Annotated in this window: 20 protein-coding genes; 13 read left to right on the top strand and 7 right to left on the bottom strand. The window is 69.0% G+C overall.

The features are described 5' to 3' along the window. The 4 genes from ACT6XY_RS18070 to ACT6XY_RS18055 form a co-directional block, all read left to right on the top strand. Positions 1-1087 (top strand): RluA family pseudouridine synthase (locus tag ACT6XY_RS18070; protein ID WP_444749715.1); only part of this gene is annotated, 1087 nt, incomplete at its 5' end. A 270-nt stretch (positions 1088-1357) separates the two neighbouring features. Next, entirely contained in the window at positions 1358-1582 is a 225-nt protein-coding gene (locus ACT6XY_RS18065; protein ID WP_444749714.1) for a hypothetical protein, read from the top strand. Between the two features lie 71 nt (positions 1583-1653). Beyond that, a complete protein-coding gene (locus tag ACT6XY_RS18060) occupies positions 1654-1977 on the top strand; it encodes a hypothetical protein (RefSeq protein ID WP_444749713.1) in 324 nt (107 codons plus the stop codon). 52 nt (positions 1978-2029) lie between these two features. Further along, positions 2030-2689: an HAD-IA family hydrolase gene (locus ACT6XY_RS18055; protein ID WP_444749712.1), complete on the top strand. Its 660-nt coding sequence runs from the start codon at positions 2030-2032 to the stop codon at positions 2687-2689. 3 nt (positions 2690-2692) lie between these two features. Here ACT6XY_RS18055 and accC read toward each other — a convergent pair whose 3' ends face one another. Genes accC through aroQ form a run of 3 tightly spaced genes read right to left on the bottom strand, consistent with a single transcriptional unit; the run spans position 2693 to position 5030 of the window. Then, on the bottom strand, positions 2693-4048 hold the full coding sequence (gene accC / locus ACT6XY_RS18050; RefSeq protein ID WP_444749717.1) for an acetyl-CoA carboxylase biotin carboxylase subunit: 1356 nt from the start codon (positions 4046-4048) through the stop codon (positions 2693-2695). An 8-nt stretch (positions 4049-4056) separates the two neighbouring features. Further along, complete coding sequence (gene accB, locus ACT6XY_RS18045) at positions 4057-4539, bottom strand: acetyl-CoA carboxylase biotin carboxyl carrier protein (protein WP_444749711.1); 483 nt, start codon at positions 4537-4539, stop codon at positions 4057-4059. Positions 4540-4574: 35 nt separating this feature from the next. Further along, positions 4575-5030 (bottom strand): type II 3-dehydroquinate dehydratase, encoded by a 456-nt coding sequence (gene aroQ / locus ACT6XY_RS18040; RefSeq protein ID WP_444749710.1) that lies wholly within the window; start codon positions 5028-5030, stop codon positions 4575-4577. Between the two features lie 256 nt (positions 5031-5286). Between aroQ and ACT6XY_RS18035 the strand changes: the two genes are divergently transcribed. After that, positions 5287-6486, top strand: coding sequence for a hypothetical protein (locus ACT6XY_RS18035; protein ID WP_444749709.1), 1200 nt, complete (start codon positions 5287-5289; stop codon positions 6484-6486). Between the two features lie 257 nt (positions 6487-6743). On the opposite strand, the gene ACT6XY_RS18030 is transcribed toward ACT6XY_RS18035, so the two are convergent. Both ACT6XY_RS18030 and ACT6XY_RS18025 read right to left on the bottom strand, forming a co-directional pair. Further along, complete coding sequence (locus ACT6XY_RS18030) at positions 6744-7625, bottom strand: hypothetical protein (RefSeq protein ID WP_444749708.1); 882 nt, start codon at positions 7623-7625, stop codon at positions 6744-6746. 114 nt (positions 7626-7739) lie between these two features. Continuing rightward, positions 7740-8858, bottom strand: a complete 1119-nt coding sequence (locus tag ACT6XY_RS18025; protein WP_444749707.1) for an NADH:flavin oxidoreductase/NADH oxidase — start codon at positions 8856-8858, stop codon at positions 7740-7742. Positions 8859-9129: 271 nt separating this feature from the next. Here ACT6XY_RS18025 and ACT6XY_RS18020 point away from each other — a divergent pair, with 271 nt between their 5' ends. Together ACT6XY_RS18020 and ACT6XY_RS18015 are read left to right on the top strand one after the other, a co-directional pair. Further along, on the top strand, positions 9130-10341 hold the full coding sequence (locus ACT6XY_RS18020; protein WP_444749706.1) for an MFS transporter: 1212 nt from the start codon (positions 9130-9132) through the stop codon (positions 10339-10341). A gap of 230 nt (positions 10342-10571) precedes the next feature. Then, positions 10572-12728 carry a sodium-translocating pyrophosphatase gene (locus ACT6XY_RS18015; protein ID WP_444749705.1) on the top strand — a complete coding sequence of 719 codons (2157 nt, stop codon included), beginning with the start codon at positions 10572-10574 and terminating at the stop codon, positions 12726-12728. Positions 12729-12802: 74 nt separating this feature from the next. Here the strand turns inward: ACT6XY_RS18015 and ACT6XY_RS18010 are convergent, their stop codons facing one another. Together ACT6XY_RS18010 and ACT6XY_RS18005 are read right to left on the bottom strand one after the other, a co-directional pair. Next, positions 12803-13675: an alpha/beta fold hydrolase gene (locus tag ACT6XY_RS18010; RefSeq protein ID WP_444749704.1), complete on the bottom strand. Its 873-nt coding sequence runs from the start codon at positions 13673-13675 to the stop codon at positions 12803-12805. Between the two features lie 140 nt (positions 13676-13815). Beyond that, on the bottom strand, positions 13816-14310 hold the full coding sequence (locus tag ACT6XY_RS18005) for an outer membrane protein assembly factor BamE (RefSeq protein WP_444749703.1): 495 nt from the start codon (positions 14308-14310) through the stop codon (positions 13816-13818). Positions 14311-14432: 122 nt separating this feature from the next. Between ACT6XY_RS18005 and ACT6XY_RS18000 the strand changes: the two genes are divergently transcribed. The 6 genes from ACT6XY_RS18000 to ACT6XY_RS17975 all read left to right on the top strand — a co-directional run. After that, a complete protein-coding gene (locus tag ACT6XY_RS18000) occupies positions 14433-14972 on the top strand; it encodes a ubiquinol-cytochrome C chaperone family protein (protein ID WP_444749702.1) in 540 nt (179 codons plus the stop codon). After that, the gene (locus tag ACT6XY_RS17995) at positions 14969-15532 is read left to right on the top strand and encodes a YceD family protein (RefSeq protein WP_444749701.1); all 564 of its coding nucleotides are present in this window, start codon (positions 14969-14971) and stop codon (positions 15530-15532) included. Before ACT6XY_RS18000 ends, ACT6XY_RS17995 begins: the two co-directional genes overlap by 4 nt. Before the next feature lie 137 nt (positions 15533-15669). Beyond that, positions 15670-16734: a phosphate acyltransferase PlsX gene (gene plsX, locus ACT6XY_RS17990; RefSeq protein WP_444749700.1), complete on the top strand. Its 1065-nt coding sequence runs from the start codon at positions 15670-15672 to the stop codon at positions 16732-16734. Further along, entirely contained in the window at positions 16728-17705 is a 978-nt protein-coding gene (locus ACT6XY_RS17985) for a beta-ketoacyl-ACP synthase III (protein WP_444749716.1), read from the top strand. Before plsX ends, ACT6XY_RS17985 begins: the two co-directional genes overlap by 7 nt. A gap of 140 nt (positions 17706-17845) precedes the next feature. After that, a complete protein-coding gene (locus ACT6XY_RS17980) occupies positions 17846-18160 on the top strand; it encodes an integration host factor subunit alpha (protein WP_106748057.1) in 315 nt (104 codons plus the stop codon). A gap of 115 nt (positions 18161-18275) precedes the next feature. After that, on the top strand, positions 18276-18906 hold a 631-nt coding region (locus tag ACT6XY_RS17975; RefSeq protein WP_444749699.1), incomplete at its 3' end, for a MerR family transcriptional regulator.

The raw sequence follows: 18906 nt of genomic DNA, 5'->3' as shown, positions 1-18906 counted from the left end.
GGAGAGCACCGAGCCGCGCGCGCCGCGCCGAGCGCCTCCGCCGGTCCCCGCAGGTCCGACCCGCGCCGAACTGAAGGCCGCGGCCACCGACACGCTGCAGACGGGCGTGCAGACCCTGACCGTCACCGAGGACGAGGCCGACATGCGCGTCGACCGCTTCCTGGCGGCCCGCTTCCCGCAGCTTTCCTTCAGCTACATCCAGCGCATCGTCCGTAAGGGCGAACTCAGGGTGAATGGCCGCCGCGTCGAGACCAAGGACCGGCTCGAGGCGGGCCAGGCGGTGCGCGTGCCGCCGCTGAAGCTCGACCAGGCGCGGCCCATGTCGGCCAAGGTCGGCGAGGACGTCGCCGGCTTCCTCGCCTCGATCACGCTCTACGAGGACGCCGACGTCATGGTGCTGTCGAAGCCCGCCGGCCTCGCCGTGCAGGGCGGTTCGGGCACCAAGAAGCACCTGGACGGCATGCTCGCCGTGCTCACCGATGAGGACGGGCAGCGTCCCCGCCTCGTCCACCGCCTCGACAAGGACACCTCGGGCTGTCTTCTCGTCGCCAAATCGCGCTTCGCCGCGGCGGCGCTCGCGAAGACCTTCCGCACGCGCGCGGCGCGCAAGATCTACTGGTCGGTGGTGGCCGGCGTGCCGAAGCCCCGGCAGGGCCGCGTCTCCACCTATCTCGCCAAGGAGGAGCGCGAGGACGAGAGCTTCATGCGCATCGCCAAGCATGGCGAGAAGGGCGCGAGCCACGCCGTGAGCTACTACGCCGTCATCGACACCATGGCGCAGAAGCTCTCGTGGCTCTCCATGAAGCCGGTGACCGGGCGCACCCACCAGCTGCGCGTCCACGCCGCCGAAATCGGCCATCCCATCCTCGGCGACCCCAAGTATTTCGACGTCGAGAACTGGGAGGTTCCCGGCGGCATCCAGCACAAGTTGCACCTCCACGCCCGCCGCATCGTCGTTCCGCATCCGCGCGGCAAGGGCACGATCGACGTCTCGGCGCCGCTGCCGCCCCACATGGAGCAGACCTTCAACCTGTTGGGATGGGACGTCTCCCGCTACGATCCCATCGTCGAGGCGCCGGAAGAGTAGGCGAGCCGGAGCCGCTGCTCCGCCTCCGGTCTTCCACCACCTGGCCCCCCCGGCGAGTCCGCAGGGCGAGGGAAGGGGGGCCAGGGGGCGGCGGGCGCGCCTGGCCCTCCGGCCGTTCCCTGCGGAGCGGGTCGATGCCCTCGCCCCCTGGACCCCTTCCCCTTACTGCGCTCGGCCGGGGGTGACGGGTGGTGTCAGTCCTGAAATGATCGCAGCTGCCGGGGCAGCGCCGCATCGACGGCCGCGCCCAGCCGAAGAGGAACGGTGCCGATGTCCCTGACCGGCTGGATCTACGTCACCGCGGCGGTGCTGGCCGTCATCCTCGCGCTCATCGTCATCGTGACGCGCCGGGTGATCCGCACCGTCCCGGGCGGAGGCGACAGCCGCGCCATGGCCGATCTCGTCGCCGAGCTGCGCCGCGCCAATGACCTCGCCGAGCGGCGCATCGCCGCGCTCGAGGCGCGGGTCGAGGCGCTGGAGCGTCGCCAGGGCTGAACGGTGCCTTCAGCCGGGGTTCAGGCGGTTCGGGCGATGGCTGGGGCATCGCCCTCCACCGGATGCTCCCCATGAAAAGCCTCGCCATCGCCTGCGGCCTCGCGCTGCTCGCCGCCACCCCGCTCGCTGCCCAGCCCTACGGCTATGGAGCCGGCCCCGGCATGGGCCGCGGCAATCCCGAGCTGCGCGCCGAGCGCTTCCAGTGCCGGCAGGAGGCCCGGGCCCGCGGCTATCGTGGCCCGGAGGTACGCGGCGCCGTCATCGCCTGCCTGCAGGCGCGCCGGCCCGACCTCGCCCGCATCGTCCAGTGCCGCGACGCGGTGCGCGCCCGGGGCTACGTGCCGCGCACGCCGGAATTCCGCATGGCCGTGAGGTCCTGCCGCTTCGGCGCTTGAACTCAAGGCCCGGATGACCCACAAGGCGCTCCGGTCCCGGAGCGCCCGTCACGTGAAGCTCGTCATCTTCGACTGCGACGGCACGCTCGTCGACAGCCAGCACCTCATCGTCGCCTGCATGGACGAGGCCTTCGCCACGCTCGGTCGCCCTGCGCCCTCGCGCGAGGCGACGCTCTCCATCGTCGGCCTGTCGCTCGCCGAGGCCTTCGCCACCCTGACGCGCGACGGCGATCCCGACATTCCGGCGCTGGTGGACGCCTACAAGGGCGCCTTCCACGCCCAGCGCCTGAAGCCGGGCAATGCCGAGCCGCTCTATGAGGGCGCGCGGGAGGTGGTGGAATGGCTGGCGGGGCAGGAGGTCGCGCTCGGCATCGCCACCGGCAAGTCGCAGCGCGGCGTTCGCATCGTGATGACCCATCACGGGCTGCTGGAGCGCTTCGCCACGATCCAGACCGCCGACGACGCGCCGTCCAAGCCCCATCCCGCCATGATCGAGCAGGCCATGGCCGAGGTCGGCGCGATTCCCGAGGATACGGTGATGATCGGTGACACGACCTACGACATCGACATGGCCCATGCCGCCGGCGTCGCTTCCATCGCGGTCGCGTGGGGCTACCACGCGCCGCAGGCCCTGTTGCGGTCGCGTCCCCACGCCCTCGTCGGCGCCTATGCTGAAGTGCCGCTGGCGCTGAAGGGTCTGTGGGGCGCGTGAGCCTCAGGCGTCCTTGGCGGCTTCGCCGGCCAGAAACTTCTCCAGCCAGTGGATGTCGTAGTTGCCGGCGATGATGGACGGGTTGCGCACGAGGGTGCGGAACAGCGGCAGGGTCGTCTCGATGCCGTCCACCACGAACTCGTCGAGGGCACGGCGCAGGCGCGCCAGGCATTCGGTGCGGGTGCGGCCGTGGACGACGAGCTTGCCGACCAGCGAGTCGTAATAGGGCGGGATCGTGTAGCCCTGGTAGGCGTGGCTGTCGACGCGCACGCCGATGCCGCCGGGCGTGTGGAACAGGTTGAGCTTGCCGGGCGAGGGCCGGAAGGTCGCGGGGTTCTCGGCATTGACCCGGCATTCGATGGCGTGGCCCTCGACGACGATGTCCGACTGCTTCAGCGACAGCTTCTGTCCCGCGGCGATGCGGATCTGCTCGTTGACGAGGTCGACGCCGGTGATCATCTCGGTGACCGGATGCTCGACCTGGATGCGGGTGTTCATCTCGATGAAGAAGAACTTGCCGTCCTCGTACAGGAACTCGATGGTGCCGGCGCCGACATAGCCCATGTCCGCCATGGCGCGGGCGCAGACGCCGCCGATCTCGGCGCGCTGTTCCGGCGTGATCACCGGGGAGGGGCCTTCCTCCCAGACCTTCTGGTGACGGCGCTGCAGCGAGCAGTCGCGCTCGCCGAGGTGGATGGCGCTGCCCTGGCCGTCGCCGAGGATCTGGATCTCGATGTGCCGCGGCTTGCCGAGGTATTTCTCGATGTAGACGGCGTCGTCGCCGAATGCGGCCTTCGCCTCCGTCTTGGCCGTCTGCAGGGCGACCTCGAGTTCGTCGGCAGAGCGCGCGACCTTCATGCCGCGACCGCCGCCGCCGGCCGCCGCCTTGATGATGACGGGAAAGCCGATCTCCTTGGCGACCGCGCGGGCCTCCTCGTCGTCGGAAATGCCGCCCTCGGAGCCCGGGACGGTGGGAATGCCGAGGCGCTTGGCGGTGCGCTTGGCCTCGATCTTGTCGCCCATGATGCGGATATGCTCCGCCTTGGGGCCGATGAAGGTGATGCCGTGGCTCTCCAGGATGTCGGCGAAGCGGGCGTTCTCCGACAGGAAGCCGTAGCCGGGATGCACCGCATCGGCACCGGTGATCTCGCAGGCCGCCAGCAGCGACGGGATGTGGAGATAGCTCTCGCGCGCCGAGGGCGGGCCGATGCAGACGCTCTCGTCGGCGAGCTTCACATGCATGGAATCGGCATCGGCCGTCGAATGGACGGCGACGGTGGCGATGTCGAGTTCCTTACACGCGCGCAGCACGCGCAGCGCGATCTCACCGCGGTTGGCGATCAGCACCTTGTTGAACATCGGGCGACTCATTCGATGATCATCAGCGGCTCGCCGTATTCCACCGGCCGGCCGTCGTCGAACAGGATGCGCGTCACCGTGCCCGAGCGCGGCGCGACGATGTCGTTGAAGGTCTTCATCGCCTCGATCAGGCAGAGGCGCTCGCCCTCCTTGACGACCTGGCCGACCTCGACCAGCGGCTTGGCGTCTGGCGAGGGACGGCGATAGGCGGTGCCGACCATGGGCGAGGGCACGACACCGGGATGCTTGCGCGGATCGTCGCCCGCGGCTGCGGCCGGGGCGGCCAGCGTCGGGGCGGGGGCGGCGATGGGTGCCGGTGCGGCGGCGACGGGCGCCGGAGCAGCCACGGTCGCGTGGACCGTGACCTGGCGGGCGACGCGGATCTTCAGGGCCTCGAGCTCGATCTCGATTTCGGTGAGGTCCGTGTCGGCCAGGACCTGCGCCAGTTCGCGGATCATCGCCGTGTCGATGGAAGACTTGCCTTTGAGCATGGTGCCCTCGTGAGGCTGGGCGCGGCGGGGACCGCTCACGCCTTGGCCGGAAGCGCCGCGACGGCGGCGATGGCGAGCGCATATCCCATGGGGCCGAGCCCCACGATGATGCCGCGCGCGACGGGTGACAGGAAGGAGTGATGCCGCACCGCCTCGCGGGCGTGGACATTGGTGATGTGCACCTCGATCAGCGGGATGCCGGTGCCGCGGGTCGCGTCGGCCAGCGCCAGCGAGGTGTGAGTATAGGCGCCGGCGTTGAAGACGACGCCCTTGAGGGTGCCCGCCGCATGGGCGCGGCCCGCCTCGTGGATCCAGTCGATGAGGACGCCCTCGTGGTTCGACTGGCGGAAGTCGACGGACAGACCGTGCTTCTCCCCCTCGGTGCGGCACAGGGCCTCCACGTCGGCCAGCGTCGTCGATCCGTAGATCGCCGGCTCTCGGGTGCCGAGCAGGTTGAGGTTGGGGCCGTTGAGGATGAGGACGGTGCTCATGCGCCGGGGTCTTGGATCCGCTTCGAGGGTCCGTATCGCGATCCGGGTCCCGAGACCCGGGAATCGCCGGTGTCCCGCGCAGCCGGAAGGCCTCACGGGCGCGCCCTTATAGGCGCATGCGCCGGCGAAGCAAAGGGACGGGTGTGGATGGCGGTGGCGACGAAGTCCGTCCGTCGCGTGCATCAGAGCGTGTTTACAACCATTGAGGGAATATGTAGCATCTGCCCCATTCTGGGTTGTCGTAGGGGGCGTGCGAATGGCCGATCTCCAGGGTGCGACCGCGAAAGCGACCTCCGCGCTGAGTTCCGCAGCGGCTGCTGGACGGAAGCTGAGCCCGGCTCTGAGGTTCCTGGCCTCCCCGAGGCGAGGCCTTCCGCTGGTTGCTGCTGTGCTGCTGGGGCTGCTCGTCTGGCACGAATACGCCCAGGATCCGCAGGTCGATGTCGCCCGCACGTGGAATGACAGCATCGAACGGCTCGGCATTCGGCCACTCTTTCCGCCGCAGGAGGATTTCCACGTCGGGGACGTCTTTGCGGTCCTGAAGGTCAGTGATGCCGATGCTCTGTCGAGCCTGACGCCGACCCAGCGGGCGCTCGTCAACAAGTCCATCCGCATCGGCTACAGCGATCCCTCCGCGGACATCGACAAGATCGCCGCAGTCCGCCCGGGATATGCGCGGCGCGTTGTCAGCCCCGCCCTGGCGGCGGGTCCGGGCACGTCGCAAGTCGCCGTTCCTCCTGACGACGGCGTGGTCCTCAGCGCGGGCAATGGCCGGGCCATCGCGCTGAGGGCGATGCTCTTCCCCGGCATCGTCATGGACGTCCACCAGGGCCTGTCCTTCCCCCGCCTGTTCAGCCGCATCACGGGCCGGGCGGACCGGTCGCGGGTCGAACTCATCACCATCGACAAGCCACGGACCTATGGGATCGACCCCGAATATGCGGCGGCTCACCTGTGGAGGTTCTGCAAGTTCGGCCAGACGGGTGTCGCCCTCCAGTGTTCCGAGCAGCACCTGCGCTACCTGCTGTCGCTCCAGTACGGACCGGACGCCTGCGCAAGGACCAGCAGCGGCCGTCACCTCTTCGAAGTGCAGATCGCGTTGGTCAGCCGGATCTATGTCTCCCAGAACATCAATGTGGGTATCGGAAGCCAGCGGGCGATCACGCTCAGGGACAACGGTGGGCAGCCTTCCGCACCCTCGGCCCCGCAGCAGCCCGCCGGTGCAGTGGCTGCTGCGGGGCAGAGTGCCCCGGCGGCCGGTCCGTCCTCGACGGACGTCGCAGGCGGTCCGGCCCGATCTGCGGCCGGCGAGGCCGCACTGCACGACGGACGCCGCATCCTCATCGCGCAGTCCGGCCCACTCGAAAAGCCGATCGCCTTCGGCTTCCAGGCGGCGAGCGTCGTCGCGAACCCCCAAGCTTCCGGAGGGACCCTGTCATGTCCAGAACGGTCCTAGCGTCATTCCTCTTCCTGGCCGCCACGGCGCCGGCGCTCGGCCAGACACCCGGCCAGGCGAGCAAATGCGAGCCGGGCCAGCCGAGCTGGCCGTCATGCCAGTTTGCCCAGGGCGGGTCGCAGCAGCCGGGACAACCAGGCGCGATCAGCGGCACGTCTCGCCCGCCCGATCCGGGTAATCTCGGGTCGATCCGGGATTTTAGATCCACGCTGTCCAGGCCCTAGCCGGCGGTCGCCCCGCCGGGTCTGCCGGCTACCTCAGAACGGCGTTCGATAGGAAGCCTGCAGGAAGGCGCCCCAGCGCTCTGAGCGGAAGTCGAGGTGGGATGCGTTGGCCTCGCCGGGGAAGCGCGTCTTGGCGCCCGTCGTCGCGTGGTACCAGTAGCGCCCTCCGGCCCCGAGGCTGAAGGCGTCGGTGAGCTTGTAGGTCAGGCTCGCCTCGAACTGGAAGCCGTAGCCCTGGCCGTTCTCCGGCATCGGGTTGATGTCCGGCCGCATCCAGTGGTTGTCGAAGGCGCTGAGCCGCGAATAGGGCAGCACCGCTGCGTCCGCCGTCAGCTTCAGCCGCTCGGTCAGCATGACGTCGCCGACGAGGCCGATGCGGAGCGAGGTCCAGCGCGCCGTCTCCGACAAGGTGAGCACCGAGAAGGGGATGGTGACGCCGCAGAAATTGCCGCCGGAGACCTGCAGGCAGCCGTAGCCGTTGTACTTCTCCTTGAAGTGGTGAAAGCCGGCGAAGGCGCCGAGGCGAATGCCGGCGGAGCGCCAGATGGTCAGACCGACGTCGAGGCTGCCATAGTCGATCTTGCCGTTGCGCAGGCTCGAATGGGTCTTCGAATAGGGCAGGGTGTCGGGCGGATAGTCCTCGTCCGTCAGCAGGCCGCCGGCGTGGCTGCCGATGCCGGCATAGCCCCTGACGAACCAGCCGGTAGGCGAATCGATGCGGCCGAAGAGCTCGCCGGTCGTCGCCGCGGAGCCGCCGTAGGTCAGGCGGGAGTTCATCTGTCGCCGGGTGTCGGGATCGTAGAGGTCTTTCTGCAGGCGCCCGCCGCTGAAGAAGGCGCGCGCGCCGAACTCCGCCTGCCAGGCTACCGCCACCGGCGGGGAGAGGTCGCTCGCCGGCGCCTGGGTCGCCGCCATCGTCAAACCTGCCGCGAGATACCCCGCCAATCGTCTCGACCGCGCCATGCACTGTTCCTTCCGTGACACGGAAGGTGGCCGGTCTTGGTTAATGCGGGGTAACCGTCGCGGTGATTAGGACCGGGCGGGCGGGCGCGCAAGCGCCGCGCCGGGCCAGACTTTCTTGGTCACGCGGGCATATTGCGGCGGATAGGTGAGCTCGGCGCCGAGCTCCTCCGCGGCGTGCCAACCCCAGCGCGGATTGTCGAGCATGCCGCGGCCGATGGCGACGAGATCGGCCGCTCCCGAGGCGACCACCTCCTCGGCCTGGGCGGGCGTGTTGATGAGGCCGACGGCGCGGGTGGTGATGCCCGAGCCCTTCCTCACTGCCTCGGCGAAGGGCACCTGGTAGCCGGGCTTCGCCTGGATTCGCACGCGCGGATGCGCGCCGCCGGACGAGACGCAGACGAAGTCGACGCCAGCGGCCTTCAGCTCGGCGGCGAGCGCCACGGCATCGGCGACCTGCAGGCCTTCCTCGGTCCAGTCCTGACCGGTGATGCGGGCGCCGACGGCGATGCGTGCCGGCACCGCCGCTTTCACCGCCGCAGCGATGGACAGGGGCCACGCGAATCGGTTCTCGCGGCTGCCGCCGAACCCGTCGGTCCGCGTGTTGGAGAGCGGGCTCATGACGTTGTGGAGCAGGTAGCCGTGAGCCATGTGCAGCTCGATGGCGTCAAAGCCGAGGCGCACGGCGCGTTCGGCCGCCTGCACGAATGCGGCGGCGATGCGCACCTTGTCCTGGCCGGTCATCTCGCGCGGCACGTGCCAGCCCTCGTCGAAGGCGATGGCGGAGGCGGCCACCGTCGGCCAGGGATCGGCATTGTCCTTCAGCGGCCCGCCGCCTTCCCATGGCCTCTCGGCCGAGGCCTTGCGGCCGGCATGGCCGATCTGGATGCCGAAGGTCGTGCCGGGCAGCGCGACGGCGCGGGCGGCGTTGATCACCCGCTGCATGGCCCGCTCGTTGGCATCGCTGTAGAGGCCGACGCAGCCGTGGGTGATGCGGCCGAGCCGTTCCACCGCCGTGGCCTCGACCACCACCATGCCCGCGCCCGACATCGCGAGGTTCATGAGGTGCTGCAGGTGCCAGTCGTTCATGCAGCCGTCGTCGGCCGAATACTGGCACATCGGCGCCACGACGATGCGATTGGGGACGGTCACGGGGCCGACGGCGAAGGGCGAGAAGAGCTGGCTCATGGCGGTCTCTGGTCGGACGAGGAAAGGCGAGGGGACAGCAACGGTGGCACCCAGGCAAGCACCTGGGGCGCAGGACACGTCTGCCAAGGCCCCGTCCGCCCGCGAGGCAGCATGACCGCGATGCAGCCCTGCACGGCGCATGATCGGTGGCGAAGCGGGCGGAAGCGGGCTATGGAGGCGGACTTTCTCCTGTTTCGACGAACGGCAGCGGCATTGTTTCGCCGAACCGCCCCGCCGGAGAGACGGACTTTTCCGACCGCGTGATCCCGCCATGACCAGCACCACCACCGAAGCCATGGCCCGCGGCGACCGGCTCGCCAAGCGCAACGCCTTCATCCTCGCCCTCGCCACGGCGCTGGCCGGCGCCAACACGACGGTGATGTTCGCCACCGGCGCCATCGTCGGCGCCGAGCTCGCCCCGGTGCGCTCGCTCGCCACTCTGCCCATTTCGATCTTCGTCGTCGGCCTCGCCGCCGCATCCCTGCCGGTCGGCATGCTGGTGCGCCGCTTCGGCCGGCGCACCGCCTACCAGATCGCCACGGGCGCGGGCGTCCTGACGGGGCTGTTCGGCTATCTCGGCGTCACCTACGCCAGCTTCCCCATCTTCTGCCTCGCGACCTTCTCCGCCGGCTTCTACGCCTCCGCCGCCCAGAGCTACCGCTTCGCCGCCGCCGACACCGCCTCCGATTCCTTCCGCCCCAAGGCTATCTCATGGGTCATGACCGGTGGCGTCATCGCCGGCGTGGTCGGTCCGCAGCTCGTCGTCTGGACCAAGGAGGCGCTGCCGCCGGTCCTGTTCGCCGGCACCTACATCGGCCAGGCGGTGGTGGCCCTGCTCGCCGGTGTCATCCTCTCCTTCGTCGACATCCCGAAGCCCAAGGCGCCGGCCGCCGGCACCGTTTCGCGCCCGACCTCCGCCTATTTCCGCGATCCCGCCTTCGTCACGGCGGTGGTCTGCGGGGCGGCGACCTACATGCTGATGAATTTCGTGATGACCGCGGCCCCGCTCGCCATGATCGGCTGCAATCACTCCATCGACGCCGCCGCCTACGGCATCCAGTGGCACGTCATCGCCATGTATGCGCCGAGCTTCTTCACCGGCAGCCTCATCGCCAGGTATGGCGCCCCGCGCATCGTGGCCGTCGGCCTCGCCCTCACCGCAATCTCGGCGGTCGTGGCGCTGACCGGCATCACCGTCCCGCACTTCTACCTCGCCCTCATCCTTCTCGGGCTCGGCTGGAACTTCGGCTATATCGGTGCCAGCGCGATGGTGGCTGCCACCGCCCGCCCGGAGGAGCGCACCCGCGTCCAGTCGGTCAACGACTTCTGCGTCTTCGGCGTCATGGCGATCGGCTCCTTCTCCTCGGGCCAGATCGTCACGACCTACGGCTGGGACATGGTCAACTGGGTCGTCTTCCCCATCGTCGCCGTCGCCGCCGTGGCGCTCCTGGTCGGCTCGCGCCGCAGGCCGGCCCTCGCCTGAGCCCGCTGCGGCCAGTTTCGGCTCGGAAAACCCCCTTACAGCCGAAAGGACGAGCCGCGCAGCCCTCCCATCCGTTGCTTCGGCTTCGGGACTTTGGCAGAAATGCGTCGGACTCGTGGTGGGGTGGGCCCTGAGGCCCGCTCACGCCGCATAAAAAGCGAGCAGGCACATCCGGTTCCGCGGGGGCTGGACGGCCGTCCCGACGGGGCGCCGCGACAGAGGAAACATCGATGAATACAGCATTGTGGGTCATCATCGGCTGCGGGCTGTTGTCCGTGGTCTATGGCGTATGGGCGACCAAGTCGCTGCTCGATGCCGATGCGGGTTCGGCTCGCATGCAGGAGATCGCCGGCGCCATCGCCGAGGGCGCGTCCGCCTACCTGAAGCGCCAGTACATCACCATCGCCATCGTCGGTGCCGTCATCCTCGTCCTCGTCGGCTGGCTCCTCGGCACCACCGTCGCCATCGGCTTCCTCATCGGCGCCGTCCTCTCCGGTGCTGCCGGCTTCATCGGCATGAACGTCTCCGTGCGCGCCAACGTGCGCACCGCCCAGGCCGCCTCCAAGTCCCTCGCGGCCGGCCTCGATATCGCCTTCAAGGCCGGCGCCGTCACCGGCCTGCTGGTCGCCGGCCTCGCGCTGCTCGGCGTCGCCGTCTACTTCTGGGCCCTCACCGGACCCGGCGGTCTCGCCCCCAACAGCCGCACCGTGATCGACGGCCTCGTCGCCCTCGGCTTCGGCGCCTCGCTCATCTCCATCTTCGCCCGTCTCGGCGGCGGCATCTTCACCAAGGGCGCCGACGTCGGCGCCGACCTCGTCGGCAAGGTCGAGGCCGGTATCCCCGAGGACGATCCGCGCAACCCCGCCACCATCGCCGACAACGTCGGCGACAACGTCGGCGACTGCGCCGGCATGGCCGCCGACCTCTTCGAGACCTATGCGGTGACGGTCGTCGCCACGATGGTTCTCGCCGCCATCTTCTTCGCCGGCACTCCGATGCTGCAGTCGGCGCTGATTTACCCGCTCGCCATCTGCGCGGTCTGCATCATCACCTCCATCGCCGGCACCTTCTTCGTGAAGCTCGGCGCCAACAACTCGATCATGGGCGCCCTCTACAAGGGCCTCATCGTCACCGGCGTCCTCTCGGTCGGCGGTCTCGCCCTGGCAACCCAGGCCGTCACCGGCTGGGGCACCATCGGTGTCGTTGGCGGCAAGACCATCACCGGCTCGGCGCTGTTCTTCTGCGGCCTCATCGGCCTCGTCGTGACCGGCCTGATCGTCTGGATCACCGAGTACTACACCGGCACCGGCAAGCGCCCGGTCGTCTCCATCGCCCAGGCCTCCGTCACCGGCCACGGCACCAACGTGATCCAGGGCCTCGCGGTCTCGCTGGAATCCACCGCCCTGCCGGCGCTCGTCATCGTCGGCGGCATCATCTCCACCTTCCAGCTCGCGGGCCTGTTCGGCACGGCCATCGCGGTGACCACCATGCTCGGCCTCGCCGGCATGATCGTCGCCCTCGACGCCTTCGGCCCGGTCACCGACAACGCCGGTGGCATCGCCGAGATGGCGGGCCTGCCGAAGGAGGTGCGCCACTCCACCGACGCGCTCGACGCCGTCGGCAACACCACCAAGGCCGTCACCAAGGGCTATGCCATCGGTTCGGCCGGCCTTGGCGCGCTGGTCCTCTTCGCCGCGTACAGCTACGACCTCAACTACTTCATCACCGAGGCGAACAAGGCCGGTTCCACCGCCTATAGCTACTTCAAGGGCATGAGCCCGGTCACTTTCGACCTCTCGGACCCCTATGTCGTCGCCGGCCTCATCTTCGGTGGCCTCATCCCCTACCTGTTCGGCGGCATCGCCATGACCGCCGTCGGCCGCGCCGCCGGCTCGGTCGTGGAGGAAGTCCGCCGCCAGTTCCGCGAGAAGCCGGGCATCATGGCCGGCACCGACAAGCCGGACTACGCCCGCGCGGTCGACATGCTGACCAAGGCGGCGATCAAGGAGATGATCATCCCCTCGCTGCTGCCTGTTCTCGCCCCGCTGGTCGCCTATTTCGGCGTGCTGGCGCTCTCCGGCTCGAAGGCCTCGGCCTTCGCGGCGCTGGGCGCCTCGCTCCTCGGCGTCATCGTCAACGGCCTCTTCGTCGCCATCTCCATGACCTCGGGCGGCGGCGCCTGGGACAATGCGAAGAAGAGCTTCGAGGACGGCTTCGTCGACAAGGACGGCGTCACCCACCACAAGGGCTCCGAGGCGCACAAGGCCTCCGTCACCGGCGCCACCGACGGCGACCCCAACCCGGACCCGGCGGGCCCCGCCGTGACCCCTGCCATCAACAACAGCCACCTCGTCGCCCTGCTGCTGCTGGCCATTCTCGCCCACTGAGCCGCGCGACACCCCAAACGAGAAAAGCCCCGCGGGAGCGATCCCGCGGGGCTTCTGCTTGGGCGGCAGGGGGCTCAGACGATCGGCTTGCCGCCCTCGAGCTTGCGGTGCGAGGCCGCCTCGATCCCACCTTCCAGGAAGACGAGCAGGTCGGCGTTCAGCCGGTGCTTGTCGGTGAAGAACAGGCCGTGCGGCGCGTCCTCGTAGACCCGATACAGGGCGTTCGGGATCATCTTCGCGGCGCGGTCGGCTGACTTGTCGATGGGCACGGTGGCGTCGGCGCCACCATGGATGATGAGGGTCGGCACGGTGAAGGCCGCCATGTCGCCCTGGAAATCCGTTTCCGAGAAAGCCTTGACGCAGGCCATGGTGGCGATGGGCGAGGCCAGCATCGCCACATTGGCGGTCCAGGCCAGCAGCTCGTTGCTCACCTGGAAGTTTAGGATCCCCGCGCCGTAGAACTGCTTGCCGAAGGTCGCGAGGAAGGCCGGACGGTCGGTCTTCAGCCCCTCGATCATCTCGGCGAAGACGGAGGCTGGCACGCCGTCCGGATTATTCGGCCCCTGGAGCAGGCCGGGCGTCACCGAGCCGATCAGCACGGCGCTGGCCACCCGCCGGGCACCGTGGCGCGACAGGTAGCGGGCGACCTCGCCGCCGCCCATGGAGAAGCCCACCAGCGTCGCCTGGGTGAGGTCGAGCTCGTCCATCAGCGTCTTCAGGTCGTCCGCGAGCGTATCGTAGTCGTAGCCGGTCGCCGGCTGGTCTGAGCGGCCGAAGCCGCGGCGGTCGTAGGCGATGACGCGATAGCCCGCCGCGACGAGGTCGGGCGCCTGATACTCCCACATGTCCGCATCGAGCGGCCATCCGTGGATGAGCACGACGGGACGGCCCGTGCCCCAGTCGTTGTAGAAGAGGCGGGTTCCGTCTGCGGTGGCGATGTACGGCATGGAAGTCCTTTCCGGTCTGTCCGGAAAGGAACGGCAGCCGGGCCTCTTCGTTCCGCGTATCCAGGCCGGCGGCGAAAGGCCGCGCCGAAAAAAAAGCCCCGCGGTGGCGGGGCTTTCGATGTCTGGACCGTCCGGGTCGATCAGGAGCGCGGGCCCTGCATGATCTGGCGGAGGAGGTTGGCCTCCTCGCCGCCGCTGACCGTCGTGCGGGAGATGAAATCGAAGACCTTGCCGTCCTGCAGCCCGTAATTGGCGACGCGCTCCACCTGGCGGCGGGAGTTGAAATAGACCGCCATGACGTTCCGCTCCACCGTCCGCGGCTGCTGGAAGGTGAAGGTGCGGGTCTGCTTCTCGGAAATGTAGTAGAAGACGTCGCCATTGATGGTGGAGATGGTGGTGGGCGTGCCCAGCGCGATCATCACCTGATCCTGGCTGTTGCCTTCCTTCACCTGTGCCAGCGCGTCCTCCGAGACGACATAGCCGCGGTTGAAGGTCTCGCCGATGCGGAAATCCGTCGGCGTCGGCAGGGACGGGGCCAGCGACGACACGGACGGTCCCTGCGAGCAGGCGGACAGGAGAACCGCGAGACCGGCGGCCAGCGCTGCCTTGGCGGAACGTGACGTGACGCGCATCATTCTCGGCCGACCTTCTCAAATCCCGATACCGCCGGCAGGGGCGGCAAGCCGCCGCTTGAAGACGACGGCGCGTTGACTTAACTCCCGTCGGCGACCATTTCAACCCGAAGGCGGCAAAGCCGATGATCCTGAGCCTGTTCCGGCGGAAGAAGCAGGACCCGACCATCGAGACGCTTTACGGCGCCATCGTGGCGCAGGCCCGCAATCCGTTGTTCTACCGCGACCACGGCGTTCCAGACACGGTCCAGGGGCGCTTCGAGATGGTGGTGCTGCACGCCTTTCTCGTGCTCCACCGGCTGAAGGAGGAGAGCGAGGAGCGCCGTCAGCTCGGCCAGGAGCTGTTCGACATGCTGTTCCTCGACTTCGACCGCGGCCTGCGCGAACTCGGCGTCTCCGATACGAAGGTGCCGAAGAAGATCCGGCAGATGGGCGAGTCCTTCTACGGCCGCGTCCAGGCCTATGACACCGCGCTGGCGGGCGGGGAGGGGGAGACGCTGGAGGGCGCGCTCGCCCGCAACGTCCTCGCCGACCTCTCCGGCGACACGCGGGTGCTCGCCGCCTATGTCCGCCAGGCGGCGGCCGCGCTCGCCGCGCGCCCCTACGAATCGTTCCTCGCCGGCGACATCGAGTTTCCGGCGGTGCCGACGGGAGGCCCATCATGACGGAAACGCGCAGCGACGGCGGTCGCCGCCCCGGCGCCCCGCTGCCGCGATGGCCGGTGCGGATCGCCGACGTCCCGGCCGGCGGCATCCATGTGCGTCGCCGTGATCTCGGGGCTGACGATCTCGCCGCCTTCGCCGCCTGGATCGGTGTCGACGGCATGAGCGCCCTCGACCTCGACATCCATGTCAGGCCCTATCGCGGCGACGGCCTGGCGGTGGAGGGCAAGGTGAGCGCCACCGTCACCCAGACCTGCGTCGTCAGCCTCGAGCCCATGGAGAACCTCATCGCGGAGGAGGTCGAGGCAACCTTCCGCCCCGAGGACAAGCTCAAGGTCCACCTGGTCCAGGACGAGGAGGACGGACTTTCGATCGACGCCTCCGTTGCGGCTGACGATCCGCTCATCGGCAACGGCATCGACGCGGCCGCCATCGCCGCCGAATTCCTCGCCCTCGGCGTCGATCCCTATCCGCGCAAGCCCGACGCCGCCTTCGAGCCGCCGCCCGACGGCGCCGAGGTCTCCCCCTTCGCGGGGCTTTCCAAACTGAAGCGCGGGACCTAAACAGGCGCCGGTCCGGTGTTCGTCCTGCCTGCCTCTTGTGCAGGCGGTCCCAGTCGCTATTGTCCCGGCGTCTCGCGCCGCCGGCTCCGAAGGTCCACGTGACTCCCGGTTCGGGCGTCGGTCATACGGATAGATGCATGTCCGAAAAGGTACGGCTGGCCCTCGACGTCATGGGGGGCGATTTCGGTCCCTCCGTCGTCGTGCCGGGCGCGGAGATCGCCCTGTCGCGCCACGGCGACATCGAGTTCGTCCTGGTGGGCGACGAGCGGCAGATCGCCCCGCTTCTCGCCGCCAATCCGAGAGTGCGCGCCCGCTCGCAGATCGTCCACGCCGACGTCGCCATCCGCATGGACGACAAGCCCTCGAAGGCGCTGCGCTACGGTAGGCGCGTCTCGTCCATGTGGCGCGCCCTCGACGAGGTGAAGTTCGGCAGGGCTGCCGCCGCCGTTTCCGCCGGCAATACCGGCGCGCTCATGGCCATGGCCGCCTTCAACCTGAAGACCATGGAGGGTGTCGAGCGCCCGGCGCTCGCTGCCCTCTGGCCGACGCTCAGGGGCGAATCCATCGTCCTCGACATGGGCGCTTCCATCGGCGCCGACGCCGCCGCCCTCGTCGACATGGCCGTGATGGGCGCCGCCATGGCGCGCGTCGTCTTCGACCTCGACCGCCCCACCGTCGGCCTCCTCAACATCGGGGTGGAGGAGGTCAAGGGCCTCGAATTCATCCGCGAGGCCGGGCAGATCCTGCGTGATGCCGACCTGCCGGCGCTGGACTATCGCGGCTTCGTCGAGGGGGACGACATCGGCAAGGGCGTGACCGACGTCATCGTCACCGAGGGCTTCACCGGCAATATCGCCCTGAAGACCGGGGAGGGCACCGCCAAGCAGATCGGCGAGTATCTGCGGGCGGCCATGTCGCGCACCTGGCGGGCCAAGCTCGGCTATCTCCTCGCCCGCAACGCCTTTTCGACGCTGCGCGAGAAGATGGACCCGCGCAAGAGCAACGGCGCCGTGTTCCTCGGCCTCAATGGCGTCGTGATCAAGAGTCATGGTGGCACCGATCCGCTCGGCTTTGCCAGCGCCATCGATCTGGCCTACGACATGGCCCGCTACGATCTCCAGTCGAAGATCCGCTCCATGCTGGACGCCTACCACGCTTCGCGTCCGGCCCCGCCGGTCGCCCCTCTCGAGGCCACATCGTGACACTTCGTTCCGTGGTGCGCGGCGTGGGCAGCTATCTGCCCGCGCGCGTCATGACAAATGCCGAACTTTCGACGATCGTCGACACATCCGACGAGTGGATTGTCCAGCGCTCGGGGATCCGCGAGCGCCATATCGCAGCCGAGGGGGAGACGACCTCGGACCTGGGCCTTGCCGCCGCGCAGGCGGCGCTGGCCGCCGCAGGCCTCGACGCGCAGGACATCGACCTGATCATCCTCGCGACATCGACGCCCGACCGCACCTTTCCCGCCAGCGCCACCACGATCCAGGACCGCCTCGGCATCCGCCACGGCGCGGCCTTCGACCTGCAGGCGGTCTGCTCGGGCTTCGTCTTCGCCATGTCCACGGCCGACAAGTTCCTGCGATCGGGCAGCCACAAGCGGGCGCTCGTCATCGGCGCCGAGACCTTCTCGCGCATTCTCGACTGGACCGATCGCACCACCTGCGTCCTGTTCGGCGACGGCGCCGGAGCGGTGGTGCTGGAGGCGCAGGAGCAGCCCGACGGTCCGGCGGGCCGCGGCATCCTCACGACGCACCTGCGCTCCGACGGCCGCCACACCGCCAAGCTCTACGTCGACGGTGGCCCCTCGCTGACCCAGACGGTCGGCCACCTGCGCATGGAGGGCCGCGAGGTCTTCAAGCATGCCGTCGGCATGATCACCGACGTGATGAACGACGCCTATGCCGCCACCGGCACCACCTCCGCCGACCTCGACTGGTTCGTGCCGCACCAGGCCAACAAGCGCATCATCGACGCTTCCGCCGAGAAGCTGAAGATCGCGCCGGAAAAGGTCGTCATCACCGTCGACCGCCACGGCAACACTTCCGCCGCCTCCATTCCGCTCGCCCTCGACGCGGCGGTGCGCGACGGGAGGATCCGCCAGGGTCACCTCGTCATGCTGGAAGCCATGGGCGGCGGATTCACCTGGGGCTCGGCGCTGATCCGCTGGTGAAGCGGGCCGTTCGACCCGCAATGGGTTGACCGCCGCCGGGCGAGGCCATAGTGATAGGAAAATCAGAGTGATAAGAGCGGTTTCGGTGCTGTGGGCCGAAGCAAGGCCGCCATATCCAGGGGCAAGTGGTGGGGGTCGAAATGGCGGGCAAGACAGTCACGCGCGCTGATCTTTGCGAGGCCGTCTATCAGAAGGTGGGCCTGTCGCGGACCGAGTCGGCACAACTTGTCGAACTCGTCCTCAAGGAGATCACCGACTGCCTCGCAGACGGCGAGACGGTGAAGCTCTCCTCCTTCGGCTCCTTCGTCGTCCGCTCCAAGGGCGAACGTGTCGGGCGCAACCCGAAGACCGGCCAGGAGGTGCCCATCGCGCCCCGCCGCGTCATGGTGTTCAAGCCCTCGAACATCCTCAAGGCGAAGATCAACGGCCAGAGCGTCGACGGCGTTCGCGACTGAGCCCTCGGCTTACGGTGCGTGAACGGCGTTGCCGCATCGCCGCGAATCCGCCACCGTTGCGCGGCCCGATGCCATCGCGCCGTCGCGCACATCCTCACTCAGAGCCAGGATCGTGGTGGACAAGGCCCCTGACGCATATCGCACGATCAGCGAGGTCGCGGACGACCTCGACCTGCCGCAGCATGTCCTCCGCTTCTGGGAAACCCGCTTCGGCCAGATCCGACCGCTGAAGCGCGGCGGTGGGCGCCGCTATTATCGCCCCGAGGACATCGATCTCCTCAAGGGAATTCGCCACCTTCTCTATGGCGAAGGCTACACGATCCGCGGCGTGCAGCGGATCATCAAGGAGAGCGGGGTCAAGGCGATCCAGGCGCTGGGACGCGGGGAGGGTGCCGGCGCCCTCCAGAAGCCCAAGGGGCCGGAGATCATCGACCCGGCTCTCGACGACGAGGACACGATGGTGGCCGGACCGCCGCGCGCTGTCGCCAGGGGCGCCATGCCCGCGTTCGCGCCTGCCGCCTATGTCGAGCCTCCGTTCACGGCCGTACGGCCCGTGGCCGACCTGCGAGCCGACGAGTACGAGGACGAGGACGTGCACCAGCCGGTGCAGGTTGCCCCGGTTCGCCGCGCGCCCGCCTTGCAGGAACCCGCCCCGGCTGAGCCTCCGCACGTCGAACCTGTCTTCGCGCCGGCACCGCCCGCCGCGGAGGAGCGCGTCGTTCACCGCCCGGCACCGCCCCCTGAAC

The sequence above is a fragment of the Phreatobacter sp. genome (genome assembly GCF_052440005.1).
Classification (GTDB): Bacteria; Pseudomonadota; Alphaproteobacteria; order Rhizobiales; family Phreatobacteraceae; genus Phreatobacter.
This window is presented reverse-complemented; position numbering and strand designations above follow the sequence as displayed.

Excerpts from the sequence above, each read along its gene's own strand:
- ACT6XY_RS18000 (WP_444749702.1), top strand. The coding sequence starts at position 14,433 with ATGATCCTGAGCCTGTTCCGGCGGAAGAAGCAGGACCCGACCATCGAG.
- ACT6XY_RS18020 (WP_444749706.1), top strand. The coding sequence starts at position 9,130 with ATGACCAGCACCACCACCGAAGCCATGGCCCGCGGCGACCGGCTCGCC.
- ACT6XY_RS17980 (WP_106748057.1), top strand. The coding sequence starts at position 17,846 with ATGGCGGGCAAGACAGTCACGCGCGCTGATCTTTGCGAGGCCGTCTAT.
- ACT6XY_RS18010 (WP_444749704.1), bottom strand. The coding sequence starts at position 13,675 with ATGCCGTACATCGCCACCGCAGACGGAACCCGCCTCTTCTACAACGAC.
- ACT6XY_RS18030 (WP_444749708.1), bottom strand. The coding sequence starts at position 7,625 with ATGGCGGCGACCCAGGCGCCGGCGAGCGACCTCTCCCCGCCGGTGGCG.
- ACT6XY_RS18035 (WP_444749709.1), top strand. The coding sequence starts at position 5,287 with ATGGCCGATCTCCAGGGTGCGACCGCGAAAGCGACCTCCGCGCTGAGT.
- accB (WP_444749711.1), bottom strand. The coding sequence starts at position 4,539 with ATGCTCAAAGGCAAGTCTTCCATCGACACGGCGATGATCCGCGAACTG.
- ACT6XY_RS17995 (WP_444749701.1), top strand. The coding sequence starts at position 14,969 with ATGACGGAAACGCGCAGCGACGGCGGTCGCCGCCCCGGCGCCCCGCTG.
- accC (WP_444749717.1), bottom strand. The coding sequence starts at position 4,048 with ATGTTCAACAAGGTGCTGATCGCCAACCGCGGTGAGATCGCGCTGCGC.
- ACT6XY_RS18025 (WP_444749707.1), bottom strand. The coding sequence starts at position 8,858 with ATGAGCCAGCTCTTCTCGCCCTTCGCCGTCGGCCCCGTGACCGTCCCC.
- aroQ (WP_444749710.1), bottom strand. The coding sequence starts at position 5,030 with ATGAGCACCGTCCTCATCCTCAACGGCCCCAACCTCAACCTGCTCGGC.
- plsX (WP_444749700.1), top strand. The coding sequence starts at position 15,670 with ATGTCCGAAAAGGTACGGCTGGCCCTCGACGTCATGGGGGGCGATTTC.
- ACT6XY_RS18015 (WP_444749705.1), top strand. The coding sequence starts at position 10,572 with ATGAATACAGCATTGTGGGTCATCATCGGCTGCGGGCTGTTGTCCGTG.
- ACT6XY_RS18065 (WP_444749714.1), top strand. The coding sequence starts at position 1,358 with ATGTCCCTGACCGGCTGGATCTACGTCACCGCGGCGGTGCTGGCCGTC.
- ACT6XY_RS18005 (WP_444749703.1), bottom strand. The coding sequence starts at position 14,310 with ATGATGCGCGTCACGTCACGTTCCGCCAAGGCAGCGCTGGCCGCCGGT.
- ACT6XY_RS18060 (WP_444749713.1), top strand. The coding sequence starts at position 1,654 with ATGAAAAGCCTCGCCATCGCCTGCGGCCTCGCGCTGCTCGCCGCCACC.